Here is a 16,716-nt window from a genome sequence, read left to right as displayed (position 1 = left end):
CTGCGGCCACCTCTCGGGTCTCCGGCGTCTTGACAACACCGAAGATGGAGATGGTGGCCGCTCTCTTGGGCGCGACACGCCGTACCACGACGGTTACATTCCGGTGCATCCCGCCATGTCGCAATAGTCCTACTATCGGCCGCTATCTGCCCCAGACTGCACCAACACCCGGACCTGCTTAAATCGCAAGCTTAGTTGTCGTGGGGCGAGGGCAGTGGACGGGCGGGCCGTTCCGTTCCGTGCGGAGCGGCCCGCCCTGCTCGTCACCCCTCTTCTTCGTCGCCCTCGAAGAAGTCGCCGATCTCGTCGATCATCTCGGCGGCCACGAACCCGCCGACGGCGCCCACGGCTCCGGCCGCCACGACCGCACCCATGCCGGGTCCGCCGTGGTGGCCGCCGTGGTGGCCGTCATGGTGACCACCGTAGGAGGCGTCGTAGGACGTGCCGTGATGGCGTGTGGCCAGGCTGTCCAGCCAGGCGGTGATCTCGGCGGCCCAGTCCATCTGGAGAGCCTGCTCGTGGGTCACCTGGAAGCGCCCGAAGGAGTCGTGGCCCGAACCGTGTCCGCCACGCTTGTCGGCCTCCAGGATGACGTCCAGCGTGCCGGCGTCGGCCACGAAGGTCAGCTCCACCTCGTTGATCCGGCCCGCGTACTGCGGAGGCGGGTAGAACTCGATCTCCTGGTAGAACGGCAACCGCTGCTGCACGCCGTACAGGTGGCCCGTCTCCAGGTCGGCGCTCCTGAAGTGGAAGCCGAGCCGGGAGAAGGCCACCAGGACGGCCTCCTGGGAGGGCAGGGCCGCCACGGAGAAGGGGTCGAGGTCGCCCTTGTCGACCGCCTTGGCGATCGCCAGCTCGGTGCGCACGCCCATGGCCATGCCGTTCAACGGCTGTCCCTGGACCTCGGTGAGCGGCGTCTCCCACGGCACCGGCACCTGGAACGGGAAGGTGCGCTCCTCGCCGGTCCCCAGTGTGAACGGGCCGGAGATCTCGGTGCGGAAGAACTCCCCGAGGCCGCTGTGCTCGCCCTCGTCGTGCTCCGTCTCGACCCTGGTGACCAGTCCCAGGCTGATGTGCTCGATCTCCGCCTCGAAATCGCCGCCCCTGACCCTGACCTCTCCGGTCAGGAACCCGCCGGGTGACACGCGGGACACGGCCAGGACGGTGTCCACCGAGGGACCTCCGACGCCGAAGGCTCCCAGCAGCCGTTTGAAGACCACGGATACCTCTCTCCAGTTGTGGTGACGTAACCACAAGGGCGAACGACCGGAGGCTGCCCCCAGTTCCCCCGGCGAGGGCGCGGCGCCCACGTCTCCCACGTCTCCCTCGTCGACCAGCCGGTCACGGTCTCCGGGGTGAGCGGAGCCGGTGTACTCGACGGTGCCGAGCACGCCGGATCGGTGACCGTGTCGCCCGGCGGCGTCACGGTCGCCATGGGCGTCCAGCGGAGCGTCACCACGGGGACGGCGCCGGCGGCGCGACGACCGGCGGGCGGTCGTCGCAGGTGATGGTGTTCGGCAGCTCCCACGGGGCGAGCCAGGGCCCGGTGGTGCCGCCCCCGTCGTTGCCGCCGAGGTCCGTCAGCGAGAACTCCGAGCCGGTGGGCGGGAAGTTGAACGACCCGCAGTTGTTGACGCCGACCGCGCCGACATTGCGGGCGTCCACGTTCTCGAAGGACGCGGACCCCTTCACGCGGGCGCTGACCACGGAGGTGCCCGTACCGTCGACCCTGATGTCCTTGAAGTGGACGTTCGTGATCGAGTACAGGTCCTTCACCGGCCAGTCGCTGACCAGCATGATCGCGTTGTAGGTGCTGTCGAGGAAGTGGTTCCCGACCACCTGGACGTCCGCGTCGATGTTCTTGTCGAGCGCGTAGAACCAGATGGCTCCCAGGCCGATGTTCCAGTTCAGCTCGTACGTGCCGGCCCGGGCCGTGGTGTTGTCGGTGATCCACAGGTGCCCGGCGAATGCCTCGGCGCCGAAGCGGGACCCGACGTGGATGCCGCTGCCCTCACGGATCGGGTCGGCGACGAGGTTGTTCGAGACGGTGTTGTCGGTGCCGCCGTAGACGGCGATGCCGTTCGCGAGGGTCGGCGTCTGCACGGTGTTGTGGTCGAACGTGTTGCCGGCGTTGGCGATCTTCTCGGACCACATGGCGAGGCCGTCGTCACCCGTGTTGCGGGTGAAGTTGTTCGACACGACCGAGTTCGTGACGCCGCCGTGGAAGTTGAGGGCGTCGGCGATCTGGTCGACGATGACGTTGTTCGTGATCTTCAGGTTCTTCATCGGCCCGTCGAACCACATGCCCACCTTGGTGCGGTGGATGTAGAGGCCGTCGACGGTCGAGTCGCTCAGCGCCCCGCCGATGCCGTTCACCTGGTCGGTGTCGATGCGCTCGCGGACGTCACCCTCGATCGCGAAGCCGGACAGGTGCACGTTCCTGCTGCCGCCGGCCGACGCGTCCTTGCCGTAGAAGCCGACGCCGGTGTGCACCGAGCCGTCGGGGGCCGGGGCGCCGAGGGCGACCTCCTTGCCCTTGACGGTCGTGTACCAGCTGCCGGCGCCCTCGATCGTCACGTCGTCGACGACGATGTGACGGTTCACCTGGTAGACGCCCGGCGGGATGTAGACCTTGAGGTGGCTGCGCTTCGCGGAGGCGATCGCCCTGTCGATCGCGTCGGCGGAGTCGCGCCGGCCGAGCGGGTCTGCGCCGAACGCCAGCACGTTCGCCGCGAGGAGCCTGACGTGCGGCGCGCCGACGAGCTCCGAGTCGAGCAGGTCGATGACCGTCCACGCCGCGTTGCTCCCGGCCGGGACCGTGAGCCGCACCTTGTCACCCGCGCGGTACGTCCTGCCCAGCAGGAGACGCTGCTCGTCGTAGAAGTGGGTCGGGCGGAACGGCTTCGTGATCGTCGGGCCGGGCGTCGTGGCGTTGGGCACGCAGGCGCACTCGGTGATCCACCAGTCGGGGTGCAGCAGGTCGGCGTTCGGATCGTTCGTGAACGGATACTGGTTGTACAGCCACGCGTACTGCGACGTGAGGGTCATGACCTTCTTGCCCCCGCCGTTCACCGTGACGTTCAGCGGCGCGGTGATGCCGCCGCCGTTGGGAGCGTCCGGAATGCTGTAACGCACGGTGATCGCGTTGGCCGTCTTCGGCAGCGTGAACTCGACGTGCTGTCCCGGCGTCAGCCTGACCGCCTTACGGCCGGACGCCTCTCCCGCCAGCGTGTACGCGGTGCGGTCCGGGCCGATGGCCGTGCCGTTCGTCGTGGCGTTCTCCGCCTCCTGCTCGGAGAAGGCGACGTTGGCGCCCCGGCCCGCGACGAGCGACGGGTCGAGGGCGGCGCGCGTCACCACGGGGGCCGGGGCTCCGCCCGTGCCGGTGCCGGCGAGGGCCGGGGCGCCGGGCACGACGCCGAGACCGACGGAGGCCGCGATCACCGCCGCGACCGCCACCGATGCCCTCTGCGGTGGCCTGCCGGACCACCTCGCCACAGTTCCTGTGATGCTCCGTGCCATCGCATGCTCGTTTCTCTCGGGGGGTGAACGCCTGGAGACGCTCGAGGCGGAGCGAACGCCATGAGGGTGAGGTGACATTAGGACCCCCATACCCCGTTCCACAAGAGCCCTGCGAAATAGTTTCGTAATCTTGCTGTGTGGCTACGGGTAGCACATGATTTCTTGCAGCGACTCTCGTGAGTCGTTGCGATGTTTCGCGACGCGCGACTGCCTGCGGCACGGGGCAGACGAGAGCGTCGACCGCCAGACGAGACGGGGATGACGGGACCGCGGGGCTCGACAGAAAAGATCGTTGGAGACTTTCCACGCCGGCGGTGCGGGCCCGATCCCCGTCGCCGGACGCGGGGATCCACACGTTCGGGGCGCCCGCCCGCAGGCGGGGCCCTCGCTGTCACATCCGCGCCGGGCGGGAGCCGATCACAGACGCGGGTCCACGTGGATTTTGGGGCCCGGGCCCGAACCGGTGGGACGTGACCCCGCCAGGACGCCGCCCACGCCGTCCAGCCCGACGGTGGCGGCCACGAGCGGCCGGGGGTCCACCGTCCCCGAGGCGTAGTGCTCGATCGCGCCGGCGAGGCCGGCCGAACCGCTCAGGACCCCGACGGCCGTGACGTCCTTGAGCACCATGGTCCGGGTGTCGACGGTGCTGGGAGTCGCCGCCAGGCCGATGTAGACCACCCGCTTGCCCGGCTCCACCAGATCGAGGGCGCGGGCGGGGAGGTCGGGGGAGGTGGCGGCGTCGATGACGGCGTCGAAGGCGAGGGAGGGAAGCCGCTCGCCGGTCCACGCCCCGTGCACCCCGAGCGCCCGGGCGAACTCCAGCGACGGCTCCGAGAGCCCCAGGACGTGCACCTCCGCGCCGAGGGCGACCGCGAACCGGGCCGCGAGCAGGCCGATCGTGCCCGGGCCGAGCACCAGCACCCTGGCCCCCGGCTCGAGGGCGGCGCCCTCGACGGCCCGCAGCGCGTTGCCGCCCGGCTCGACGAGGGCACCGGCCACCGCGTCGACCGTGTCCGGCAGCGCGTGCAGCGCCGTGACCGGGACCAGTAGCTGCTCGGCCAGGGCGCCGGGCCATCCGCCCCGGATACCGATCTCGAAGCGGTCCTCGCACACGTGCTGCAGCCCGGTGAGGCAGCGACGGCATCGGCCGCAGCCGAGCATGGTGTCGCCCGTGGTCCGCCGGCCGATCCAGCTCCGGTCGACGCCGTCGCCCACGGCGGAGACGGTCCCGCACCACTCGTGCCCGATGCGCATCGGATAGCGGGCGTGGCCCCGGCGCAGGTAGTCCATCTCGCCGGAGAAGAACTCGGCGTCGGTGCCGCACACCCCCGCCCGCTCCACGTCGACGACGACCTGGCCGGAGCCCGGGACCGGCGGGTCGACCTCGCGCACCGCGGACCGGCGCGGGCCGGTGATGACAAACGCTCTCACGTCCAGCCCTCCAGGGGGACACGGGGCACAGCAGGCCGGTGTGCCCATGCCGGGTCCCGTCCGCCTGGATGTCGCGACACCGTTGCGGACGGATGATTCAGAACACTAGAGCAGCGTTCGGAGGAAGGGGGAACAGGGGTTTGCGCAGGACGGTCCGGGGCGACGCGCCCGGCCGGTCCCGTGTCACCGCCGGACCGGGTGTGCGGGCGGGAACGGAGTTCTTGAGGACTCGAAAGCCGGAGACCCGGTAAGACCATCTCGGTGGCTCAGGCCGGTGAGGCAGGAAGCCACAGAGGTGTCGCGCGAGCGGCTGATCACGCCGCGGCCCCGGCTCCTGGTGGGAGCCGGGGCCGCGGGTGGACCGGGGGTCAGGACTTAGTGATCTTCACGTCGTCGACTCCGGCCTCGATGAGGCTCGCCGTCGAGGCGTCGGCGGCCTCGATCAGCAGGCGGATGGTCTGCCCGGCGTAGCCGGACAGGTTGACCGTGGCGGTCTGCCAGGCTCCGACCCGGTTGGAGGCGGCGCCGAGCTGCTGGAACACCACGGTGCTCGTCGTGCCGGACACCACACGGACCCGGAAGTAGTCGCTGCTGCTGGCGTTGTTGAGATGGGCGAGGTACCAGGAGAGCGACAGCGTCAGCGTGCCGGTGGGAAGCGCGATCTCCGGCGAGCGGATGCTCGTCAGGCCGCCGTCGACGTCGTAGTCGCCCGCGGCGGTGCCCGCCAGGCGGCCGGTGACCAGGTCGTTGGTCCCGCTGACGGTGGTGCCGAGCTGCAGGCCCGTCCCGGCGGAGGTGGTCGCGGCGGGGTCACCGCGCTCCCACGCGCCGATGGTGGCGGTGTCGGTGCCGCTCGCGTTCGTGGTCCAGCCGAGGCTGGTCTCGAACGTGTCGTTGAAGACGACGTCGCTCGTGGGGCCGACGGTGAGGGCGAAGGTGGCCGTCCTGTCGACGCTGGTCCCGTCACCTGTGACGATCACGTTGTACGTGGCGGACGCCGTGCCCGCAGGGACCGAGACCGTCAGGGTGGAGGAGGCGCCGGAGGTCACCGAGGCCGGGCTGAAGGAGGCGGTGGCGCCCGAGGGCAGGCCGGACGCCGAGAACGTCACGCTCTGCGCGCTGCCCGAAGTGGTCTGCGTGCCGACCGTCGTGGTCGCCTGCTGACCGGGCTGCACGTTCGCCGACGTCGGGTTGAGCGTCAGGGAGAAGTCGTTGCCCGCCGAGCACGAGGTGGGCTCACCCGTCGCCGCGGGGACGTTGACCGCCGTCCATGCCGCCTTGGTCGTTTCGAACTCGGTGCAGGAGCCGGGGAAGAGCTGGATCGCGGCCTCCAGCGACGCCTTGCGGACGAGTTGGTGGGTCCAGGTCGTGGTCTTGCGCTGCAGCGCGCCCATGAAGATCTGACCGGCCTTCTGGATGCCGACCCCGGTGACGGTGGAGCTGTTGCAGGTCGGGCTGACCGGCTGGCCGTTGGTGGGGTTCGTGCCCTGGGAGAGCAGGTAGAACCAGTGGTTCTGGACACCGGCTCCCGCGTGCACCTCCAGGTTCGGCACCGAGGAGGAGTAGCAGTCGGGGTGGCCGGAGATCTGCGACGGCTTGTGCATGTAGCGGATCGGCCCGCTGCCCACCAGGTTGACCTCCTCGCCCACGCTGAGGTCCGGCGGGTCGTACTGGGCCGGCTCGTTGGCGTAGAACTCGGTCAGCGCTCCGAAGATGTCGCCGGTGGACTCGTTGAGCCCGCCCTTCTCGTTGCTGCCGGTCGAGCCGCCGGGCGTCGTCTGGAAGATGGCGTGACCGAACTCGTGGGCCACCACGTCGATCGGGGTCGCCTGACGCTGGTTGTCCTGCGAGTGGCCGAAGTTGGTGTAGCTGCCGTTCCAGTAGGCGTTGACGTCACTGAGGCCGACTCGGGCGGGGAAGCCGCCGCCGGTGCCGTTGATGCCGTTGCGGCCGAGCCACGCGCTCAGCATGTCCCATTCCTTGCCCACCGCGTAGAGCGCGTCGACGCAGGCGGTCTCCAGGTCGGTGCCCGTGGCGTTGCCCCAGCTGTCGTCGGACCCGGTGTAGGCGGTGCCGCCCTGACCGCCGCAGCGCAGGCCCGAGCGGGCCGGGTCGGTCATGGAGTACGTCGAACCGGACTGGGTGGTGCCGACGGTGACCGGGCCGTTGTAGTAGCTCGACCCCTGGCCCTCCTTGACCTCGTCGGACTTCTCGGCGATCCCGCCGGTCAGCGCGTCGACGAAGACGTGGAGCTTGCTCTCGTGGCCCTTGTCCGTGCCGCTCACGACGACCTCGTAGGCGAGCCGTCCGGAGCCCTCGGCCATCACCGACAGCTTCGGCTCGGACACCTCGGCGGCGTCGGTGATCTCGGCCTTGGCGATCTCCGCGGCCCTCTGCGCCTCGATCTTCGGGGTGGTCGCGACGTTCAGGGTGTCGGTCTGGGCGATCGACGTGCTCAGCACGCCGCCACTGGGGTTGGTGACGACGACGAAGTCGCCGCCGTAGACCGGCAGACCGGAGTAGGTGCGGGTGTAGGAGACGTAGGTGAGCCCTCCCTTGCCCGCGATGGTGCTGTGACGCAGGAACTGGTCCTTGGCCGAGGCCCGGAGGACGGCCGGTTCGGCTTCGACCAGGCGGTCGGCGGACTGCGCGGGGGAGTCGGGGGGTGCGATCGACGGGGCGAGGACGGTCAGCCCGGAGGCTCCCGCCGATGCGGTTGACAGTGCCACGAGCATGCTTGTCGCCGTGGTCACTAGCGCAAACGCGACAGAGCGTTTCACGCGGTACTCCTTCTGATGAGCGACGGCCACGAGTTCTTTGGGGGGTGATCGTGGTCCGTCGAACTGCCTGGACGCGAGACTCATCAGCACGTTCACGCACGCCGCGCGCCTGCGATGGTGAAATGCCGGGCGGAGAGACTCGCTGGTAATAGTGGGACTGAAAGGCATTTGACGCCATACAGGCGAGGTAGTCAATATATTCGTCAATAGTGTGAAATTCACAGTTTGCTGTGAATTACGGGATTTACGGACAATGCCTGTTCAGTACGGCTGTTGCCGTCGGGTGAAGGGAGGAGGGCGATGCCGTGCGGTTCTGGAACGGGCTATGCCCGCCCGGGCGGGCATGGCGTCCGAAGATCGTTTCGAGGAGGGAGATCGCTGCCGCAACGTGGTCTCAGGGGGATGAAGTTTTCTTTTAGGACACCTCGAAGTCTTGAAACTTGTAACCATTGCACGATTGAGTTCGCGGGTGCCCCCAAGTCACCGATCTCACATCGTGGCCACGGCCCTGCTCGCCCCGCTGCTCGCGTTCAGCGCGGCGGCGCCCGCCCAGGCCGATCCGTCGCCGTCCCCCGCACCGGCGAGGCCACAGCAGACCCTCGTAGAGGACGCGCCGCAGGCGTCGTCCTACCTGGCCCCCTCCACACTGCTCGTCGCCCCCGGCGCGCGGCAGCTGGAGACGGCCAAGAAGACCCGGCCCGTCGCGCCGGGAGTCACCCTCACCTCCTTCGACCGCTATGACAGCGCGGGCTGGCTGCGTGCCGACGCGATCGCCGCCGACCTCACGGCCGGCGCGAGCGTGGACTACGTCTACTCCGGCGAGGTGTCGAAGACCGAGCCGCTGTCCGGACCGGCGAAACGGTCCCGGGCCGTCGCCGCCGTCAACGGCGACTTCTTCGACATCAACAACTCCGGTGCGGCGCAGGGCATCGGCATCCGCAGCGGCGACCTCGTCCAGGCCCCGATCGCGGGTCACAACAACGCCGTCGCGGTCACCGCCGACGGGGTCGGACACGTGCTGCAGATGTACTTCGACGGCACCGCGACACCCGCCGGCGGCACCCCGATCACGCTGACCCAGTTCAACCAGCTCATCCAGGCGGGTGGCGTCGGGCTGTTCACCCCGCTGTGGGGCTCCTACGACCGCGGGCGCGCGGTCGCGGGCGCGACCGCGGTCACCGAGGTCGTGCTCCGGGACGGTGCCGTCACCGAGGTGCGCACCGCCGCGGGCAGCGGCCCCATCCCGGCGGACACGACGATCATGCTCGGCCGGGACGCCGGAGCGGCCGCGCTGGCCGCGCTGAAGCCCGGCGACCGCGTCGAGGTGAAGTACCAGCCGAAATCCAACGGCGGGGGCGCGGTCAAGGCGGCCGTCGGCGGAAACCAGATCCTCGTCAAGGACGGCGTCGCGCGGACCTCGGCCGACAACACCGCCGCCCCGCGCACCGGCGTCGGCTTCTCCGCCGACGGCCGCAAGATGTACCTGCTGACCGTCGACGGCCGGCAGACCGACAGCAGGGGCGTCACGCTCACCGAGCTGGCAGCGATGATGGCCGAGCTCGGCGCGCACAACGCGCTGAACCTCGACGGCGGCGGTTCCTCGACGATGCTCGCCCGTGAGCCCGGCTCCGCCGACGTCCAGGTGGAGAACAGCCCCTCCGACGGCGAGGAGCGGCACGTCCCCAACGGCCTCGCGCTCTACGCGCCCGCCGGCAGCGGAAAGCTCAAGGGCTTCTGGCTGGAGACGGCCAGCGACCCGGCGAAGGCACCGGGCACCGGCCCGGTGGCCGGCGGACGCCCCGACCGGGTGTTCCCCGGCCTCACCCGCAAGCTCACGGCGGCCGGCTACGACGAGACCTACGGCCCCGCGGCGGGCGACCCGTCATGGCGGTCCAGCCAGGCGGCGCACGGGATCGTCGGCCGCGACGGAACCTTCCGCGGCCTGCGGCCCGGCCAGACGACCGTCACCGCCTCACGCGGGAACGCCAAGGGCGAGATCGCCCTCACCGTCCTGCAGCCCCTCGCGAGCCTGGGCGCGACCACCGACCGGGTCGGCCTGGCGGGCGCGGACGCCACGGGCACGTTCGGTCTGGTCGGCTACGACCGCAACGGCAACTCCGCCCCCGTCGAACCCTCCGACGTGCGCCTCGACTACGACAGGGACCTGCTCGACGTCACCCCCTCCGAGCACGGCTTCTTCACGGTGAAGGCGAAGAAGGCGACCGGCTCGGCGCTGGTGACCGCGAAGGTCGGCGCCTCCAGCACGGCCGTGCCGGTGACCGTCGGATACGAGGACGTCCCGGTCGCCGACTTCGAGGACGCGGCGTCGTGGACGTTCGCCACCGCGCGCGCCACGGGCTCGCTGTCGGCGGCCCCGGGCCAGAGCGGCGGCGGGCTGAAGCTCGCCTACGACTTCACGCAGTCGACGGCCACCCGGGCGGCCTACGCCAGCCCGCCCCAGCAGATCACCGTGCCGGGCCAGCCCCAGGCGTTCGGCCTCTGGATCAACTCCGCCGGCAAGGGCGAGTGGCCGAGCCTGGAGTTCTACGACGCCCAGGGGCAGTCGCAGATCCTCCGCGGGCCGTACCTCACCTGGACGGGCTGGAAGTTCGTCGAGTTCACGGTGCCGCCGGGGGTGAACTACCCCCTGAAGCTCCGCCGCTTCTACGTCGCGGAGACCGCGGCCGACCACCAGTACAACAGTGAGATCGCGATCGACGGGCTCGTCGCCAAGGTGCCGCCCTCGGTGGACACGCCTGCCGCCCCCAAGACGGCGGATCCGGTGGTCCGCACCGGGGCCGAGGTCGCGGCGGCGCCGTGGCGGTTCGCGGTCATGTCCGACGCGCAGTTCGTGGCGCGTGACCCCGGCAGCGGCATCGTCGCCAACGCCCGCCGCACCCTGCGGGAGATCAGGGCGGCCGAGCCCGACTTCCTGGTCATCAACGGCGACCTCGTCGACGAGGCGTCCCCGGAGGACTTCGCGCTCGCCAAGCGGATCCTGGACGAGGAACTCCACGGTGAGGTGCCCGTCCACTACGTGCCGGGCAACCACGAGGTCATGGGTGGGAAGATCGACAACTTCACCTCGGTCTTCGGTGCCACCTACGGCGGCTTCGACCACAAGGGCACCCGTTTCGTCACCCTCGACACCTCGCGGCTGAACCTGCGGGGCGGCGGGTTCGACCAGGTGGCCATGTTGCGCGACCGCCTCGACGCGGCGGGCAAGGATCCGTCGATCGGCTCGGTCGCCGTGCTGTTCCACGTGCCGCCGCGCGACCCGACGCCCGGCAAGGGCAGTCAGCTCGGCGACCGCAAGGAGGCCGCACTCGTCGAGGGCTGGCTCGCGGACTTCCAGCGCACCACCGGGAAGGGAGCCGCCTACATCGGCGGCCACGTCGGGACCTTCCACGCCTCGCGGGTCGACGCCGTGCCGTACTTCATCAACGGCAACTCCGGAAAGAACCCGGCGACGGCTTCACCGGCTGGTCCCTGTGGGGGGTCGACCCGGTGACCGAGAAGGAGGCCGAGCACGTCCGGCGCAACCGGTTCGTCGACGCGCCGGCCTGGATCGGCGCGCAGGTCCGCCCGCACGTCGACGAGCTGACCCTCACCGCGCCCGCCTCGGTGGAGGTCGGCAGACCCGGCCATGTCTCCGCGACCCTGACGCAGGCAGGCCGTACGGTGCCCGTCGCCTATCCCGCCTCGGCCGACTGGTCGGGCTCGCCGAACCTCCACATCGGCACCCGCGCCGGGGCCAAGTCCCGGCACGTGGCGGTGCTGGACCCGGCGACCGGGATCCTCACGGCACTCCGTCCCGGACAGGTCACCGTCGCGGTCACCGTGAACGGCGTCACCCGGCAGGCGACGGTCGCCCTGTCGGCACGGGCGGCGGCCTGATCCCCTGAGATGGCCCCGCCCACGACGCGGGCGGGGCCATCGCGGTTCTACCGGGGCGGCATCCCGTCGGATGCCGCGCCCGGCACCGGGGCGTAACCTGCGGCCCGGGTGGTGAAGGTCCCCCGGCCCTGGGTCCGGCTACGCAACCGGGTCGCGTAGCCGAACAGCTCGGCCAGCGGCACGGTCGCGGTGATCACCACCGTGCCCGCCCGCGCGGTCGAGCCCGAGACCCGGCCGCGCCGTGCCGCCAGGTCGCCCAGCACCCCGCCGACGGCGTCGTCGGGCACGGTGGCCGTGACCTCGACCACCGGTTCCAGCAGCACCGTCACGCAGGCACGCAGTGCCTCCCGCAGCGCGAACCGGCCGGCCGTCCGGAACGCCATCTCCGAGGAGTCCTTGGGATGGGTGGCTCCGTCGGTCAGCGTGACCCGCAGTCCGGTCACCGGATGGCCGCCGAGGGGGCCCTCGGCCAGGGCGTCCCGGCAACCGGTCTCCACCGCCCGGACGTACTCCCGCGGCACCCGCCCGCCAACGACGGTCGAGCGGAACACGAAGCCCATCGCGCTGCCGCCGCCGTTGTCGCCGGCGGTGTCCGGGGCGGTCTCCAGCGGCTCCACGTCCAGGACGACGTGGGCGAACTGGCCGGCGCCTCCGTCCTGCTTGACGTGCCGGTACAACACCCCGGACGCCCCGCGGGAGACCGTCTCCCGGTAGGCCACCTGCGGCCGGCCGACGCCGACATCCAGCCCATGGGCGCGACGGATCTTCTCCACCGCGACCTCCAGATGCAGCTCGCCCATCCCCGACAGCACCGTCTGACCGGTCTCGGGGTCGGCCCGGACCACCAGCGAAGGATCCTCCTCGACCAGCCGTGCCAACGCCGACGCCAACCGGTCGGTATCGGTGCCCCTGCGGGCCTCGACCGCTACGGAGACCACCGGATCGGCCGTATTAGGCGGTTCGAGGACCAACGGCGCCGCGGGTGCGCACAGGGTGGCCCCGGTGCGGGCCGTCTTCAGCCCGACCACCGCGACGATGTCCCCGGCCACCGCCCGGTCCACCTCGGTGTGCCGATCGGCCTGTACCCGCAGGATCCGGCCGATCCGCTCGGTGCGCCGCGCGCCGGCGTCCAACACCACGTCTCCCTTCTGGACGGTTCCCGAATACACCCGCAGGTAGGTCAGCCGCCCGGTGGCGGTCGAATTCACCTTGAACACCAGCCCGGCGAACGGCGCCGCCGGGTCGGCGACCCGCTCCTGCACCGCACCGTCCTGGGCGCCGCGTACCGCCGGCACGTCCAGCGGCGAGGGCAGGTAGGCCACGACGGCGTCCAGCAGCGGCTCGATCCCGCGGTTGCGGTAGGCCGATCCGCACAACACCACCACGCCCTCACCGGTACGGGTCAGGTCGCGCAGCGCGGCGGCAAGGGTCCGCGCGGAGATCGCCGACTCCGCGCAGAACTCCTCCAACGCGATCGGGTGCAGCTCGGCCACCGCCTCCTCGAGCAGCCGGCGGCGCCGGTGCGCCTCTTCCCGCAGGGCGTCCGGCACCGGGCCCTCCTCGAACGTGTCGCGGCCGTCGGCCCAGACCAGCGACCGCATACGCAGCAGATCCACCACCCCGGTGAACCCGTCCTGGCGCCCGATCGGCAGCTGGACCACCAGCGGGGCCACACGCAACCGCTCGCGGATCGACTCGACCGCCGTGTCGAGGTCGGCGCCGGCGCGGTCCAGCTTGTTGACGAAGGCGATCCGCGGCACTCCGTACCGGTCGGCCTGCCGCCACACCGACTCGCTCTGCGGCTCGACTCCCGCGACACCGTCGAACACGGCGATCGCGCCGTCGAGCACCCGGAGCGAGCGCTCCACCTCGTCGGAGAAGTCGACGTGGCCCGGGGTGTCGATCAGGTTGATCCGGTGGCCGTCCCAGGCGCAGCTCACCGCCGCGGCGAAGATGGTGATCCCACGATCGCGCTCCTGGGAGTCGAAGTCGGTGACGGTCGTCCCGTTGTGCACCTCGCCACGCTTGTAAGTGGCGCCGGTGACGTACAGGATGCGTTCGGTGACGGTGGTCTTGCCGGCATCGACATGGGCGAGGATGCCCAGATTGCGGACGCCGGTCAGCGGTTCGGTGAGATGACGGTGCAGGTCGGTGCGCACGGCCCATGGCCCTTCAGACGATCTGAACAGGACAGCGCGATTCCCGGACGGAACGGCCTGGAGTCAGGCCATGCGGAGACCCCTGATACGGCGCCACCGCATCGGGACATACCCGACCGGTCGGTTCGGCACCGGGCAGACAGGGGTCAGGTGTCCGTCACGGACGTGTGGTGCCGGCCGCGCGGCCGGCACCGGGCACCAACGAAGACACCAGAATCACCTCATACCGTGACTGGGGAACGACCACAGCGGTGCGGTAACGCACGTCCGGGCTCCCCTCACTCGTCAAGGCGCGCGCCGCGGTGTCGCGGCGGCGTGTGATCCGTGGCGAGTGTACTGAAACCAGCGTGGGCGGGGGAACCGGTTTATCGGCGGGCAACGGCCCAGGTCCGACCGCAGGGCTCCGGACCGGTGAGCTCGCGTATCCGGCCGTCGCCGGTTCGGCGCTCTGGCAGGGCCGGGGAAACGGTGTGTTCACGTTCCCCCGGCACCCGCCGAGGCCGGTTTGACGGCAATCGGGTCGCGGCGCTGGGATTGCTCCGGCCATACCGGTAGAAGAAGGGGATCCCGGCCGCGTGGTGGAGCGGTTCCGGGGACGAGATCAGGCAGGGAGCAGGCATGACCAGACACGCGCTCGTCGTCCGGGGAGGCTGGGAGGGGCACGTCCCCACCGAGGCCACGGATCTGTTCATCCCCGGACTCACCGAGGCCGGGTTCGACGTCACCGTCGCCGACGACCTCGACGTCTACACCGACGCGGACCTGCTGGCCGCGACCGACCTCGTCGTGCAGTGCTGGACGCGCGGCACGCTCACCGAACGGCAGTGCGCCGGGCTGGTCTCCGCCGTCGAGGCGGGCACCGGCTTCGCGGGATGGCACGGGGGAGTGGTGGCCGCCTTCGCCAATAGCGACTACCACCGGATGGTCGGCGGCCTGTTCCTGTGTCATCCCGATGATTTCGTCGAATACGACGTCGTCATCGACCCGGACCGTGCGGGCCATCCGATCGTCGCCGGTCTGGACGGCTTCACCATCCGCACCGAGCAGTACTGGATGCTCACCGACTCCCTCAACGACACCCTCGCCACCACCACCTTCGCCCCGGCCGACGGCCGCCCGCACGCCGTACCCGTCCCCATGCCCGTCGTGTGGACCCGCCGGTGGGGCGCGGGGAAGATCTTCTTCTCCGCGCTCGGCCACGACCTCGCGGAGCTGACCCATCCCACCGTGCGCACCCTGACCCTGCGCGGCCTGCTCTGGGCGAGCCGCGCAGGGTCGGGAGCGGGGGAGTGAGAGGCGACCGTCCGGGCGCGCTCAGCGGCCCGCCAGGTCGTCCCGTCGGCGGTCTGCTCCGAGGAGAACGTCCAGGTCGTGTCCGTCCGGGTGGACAGCTTCGCCCATGTCGCACGACGCCGGGAACCGGCGCTCCGGTCCCCGGCGTCGTGCGCCATGGAGTGGGCGAGGCTCTAGCTGCCGCAGTGTTCGAAGGGGCTGTCGTAGACGGACGAACCCGCCTTGCCTCCCCACTTGACGCACGTGCCGGCTCCGGAGGCGCGCACCGGACCGGCGTAGTAGGCGAAGTTGCCGGAGTCGGTGATGCGGGTATTGCCCTGCACCTCCAGGTAGGCGCTGGTGGCGGTGGCCGTGCCGAGGGAGGTCTTCTTGATGGTGGTCACGCAGTTGTAGCCGTTGGAGTTGTTGTAGAGCAGGTAGGCGGTGCCGGAAGTGCCCAGGGCCGCGCTGTCGATCACGTCGTAGCCGGCGCCGCAGACCTCCTGCGGGGTGTACGGGTTGGTGCCGCCACCGCTGCTGCCGCCGACGTACTGCATGTACGTGGTCCAGTTCCAGTTGGGCCCCGGGTCGGTGTGGTCGGCGCCCGGCACCTCGACGTGCCCGACGATGTGGGCGCGGTCCTTGGGGATGCCGTAGCGGTCGGCGATGTTGCGGGTCAGCGCGGCCGAGGCGCGGTACATCGCGTCGGTGAACCAGGAGGCGTTGTCGACGTAGCCCTCGTGCTCGATGCCGACGGAGCGGCTGTTGTAGTTCCCCGCGTGCCAGGCCCGGTCCTTCTCACGGACCATCTGGGTGATGTCGCCGTCGGAGGAGCGGACCACGTAGTGCGCGGAGACCTGGGCGGCGGGGTTCTGGAACCAGGAGATGGTGCCGGCGTAGGAGCCCTGGGTCACGTGGATGACGATGCGGTCGATCACGTTGCTGGTGGGCCGGTTGGAGACGGCGTAGTTGGACGAGCTGGCGGCCGCCCAGTGAGCGCCCGGGTAGTCCACGGCCGCGGCGGCGAGGGTGTTGTCCAGATCCCGTGCCTTGGCGTACGCGCCTCGGTCGGGCGCTATGGCCTGCGGTGCGACGGTCACGGCGCCGCTGGGGGTCGCCGCCTTGACGCCCTTGGCGAGCAGGTCGTAGACGGTGTCGGCGTACAGCCGGGCCACCTCGGGGGAGGAGGCGTTGCCGTACCTGGCCACGGCCGAGTACCACTTGCCGGCGTCTTTCCGGGCGGTGGCGTCCAGCCCGAGCTCGTCGGCGTAGGCGCGCAGCACCGCGGCGCCGCCCGCGATGTTGGCCGCGTCGTCGGCCTTCAGCGCCGAGACCGGCTGCCCGGTGAGCTTGGCGGCCTGCTCCAGGGCGTGGACGGTCGGGTTGCTGACGAGGTGCATCACCCCGTAGCCGCCGCTCGCGCTCGGCTCGCCCTTGTGCCCGTCGAGATGGGTCTCGGCATAGCCGAGCGTGATCAACAGATCGCGGGGCACCTCGTAGGTCGCGGCCGCTTGGGCGAAGGAGTCGGCCAGGGGATCGGCGGGAGCGGCGCTCGCCGGCCGGCCCATCAGGCACACCAGGGGGATGAGCGAGCCGGCCAGCAGCGCGGCTGAACGGCGGAGTCGGGCCTTCACGGGTTCTCCTCAGAAAAAAGG

General features: G+C 70.7%; 9 protein-coding genes. 3 read left to right on the top strand and 6 right to left on the bottom strand.

Annotated elements, in window-relative coordinates; all coding sequences use genetic code 11:
* Positions 1-263: 263 nt before the first annotated feature.
* From FHR32_RS30905 to FHR32_RS30890, 4 genes are all read right to left on the bottom strand, one after another.
* A complete protein-coding gene (locus FHR32_RS30905) occupies positions 264-1,391 on the bottom strand; it encodes a sporulation protein (protein WP_312882782.1) in 1,128 nt (375 codons plus the stop codon).
* Between the two features lie 61 nt (positions 1,392-1,452).
* Positions 1,453-3,498 (bottom strand): glycosyl hydrolase family 28-related protein, encoded by a 2,046-nt coding sequence (locus FHR32_RS30900; protein WP_312882781.1) that lies wholly within the window; start codon positions 3,496-3,498, stop codon positions 1,453-1,455.
* Positions 3,499-3,939: 441 nt separating this feature from the next.
* A complete protein-coding gene (locus tag FHR32_RS30895; RefSeq protein WP_312882780.1) occupies positions 3,940-4,953 on the bottom strand; it encodes a zinc-dependent alcohol dehydrogenase in 1,014 nt (337 codons plus the stop codon).
* 368 nt (positions 4,954-5,321) lie between these two features.
* Positions 5,322-7,733, bottom strand: a complete 2,412-nt coding sequence (locus tag FHR32_RS30890) for a M4 family metallopeptidase (protein WP_312882779.1) — start codon at positions 7,731-7,733, stop codon at positions 5,322-5,324.
* 496 nt (positions 7,734-8,229) lie between these two features.
* Here FHR32_RS30890 and FHR32_RS30885 point away from each other — a divergent pair, with 496 nt between their 5' ends.
* Positions 8,230-11,244, top strand: coding sequence for a phosphodiester glycosidase family protein (locus tag FHR32_RS30885; RefSeq protein ID WP_312882778.1), 3,015 nt, complete (start codon positions 8,230-8,232; stop codon positions 11,242-11,244).
* On the top strand, positions 11,241-11,630 hold the full coding sequence (locus tag FHR32_RS44940; protein ID WP_246468007.1) for a hypothetical protein: 390 nt from the start codon (positions 11,241-11,243) through the stop codon (positions 11,628-11,630). Before FHR32_RS30885 ends, FHR32_RS44940 begins: the two co-directional genes overlap by 4 nt.
* A 47-nt stretch (positions 11,631-11,677) precedes the next feature.
* Here FHR32_RS44940 and fusA read toward each other — a convergent pair whose 3' ends face one another.
* On the bottom strand, positions 11,678-13,789 hold the full coding sequence (fusA, locus tag FHR32_RS30880) for an elongation factor G (RefSeq protein WP_184758065.1): 2,112 nt from the start codon (positions 13,787-13,789) through the stop codon (positions 11,678-11,680).
* Positions 13,790-14,407: 618 nt separating this feature from the next.
* Here fusA and FHR32_RS30875 point away from each other — a divergent pair.
* A complete protein-coding gene (locus tag FHR32_RS30875; RefSeq protein ID WP_184758064.1) occupies positions 14,408-15,082 on the top strand; it encodes a ThuA domain-containing protein in 675 nt (224 codons plus the stop codon).
* 173 nt (positions 15,083-15,255) lie between these two features.
* On the opposite strand, the gene FHR32_RS30870 is transcribed toward FHR32_RS30875, so the two are convergent.
* Positions 15,256-16,695, bottom strand: coding sequence for an N-acetylmuramoyl-L-alanine amidase (locus FHR32_RS30870; protein WP_184758063.1), 1,440 nt, complete (start codon positions 16,693-16,695; stop codon positions 15,256-15,258).
* Positions 16,696-16,716 lie beyond the last annotated feature (21 nt).

This window comes from Streptosporangium album (assembly GCF_014203795.1).
Taxonomy (GTDB): Bacteria; Actinomycetota; Actinomycetes; order Streptosporangiales; family Streptosporangiaceae; genus Streptosporangium; species Streptosporangium album.
This window is presented reverse-complemented; position numbering and strand designations above follow the sequence as displayed.

Excerpts from the sequence above, each read along its gene's own strand:
- FHR32_RS30875 (WP_184758064.1), top strand. The coding sequence starts at position 14,408 with ATGACCAGACACGCGCTCGTCGTCCGGGGAGGCTGGGAGGGGCACGTC.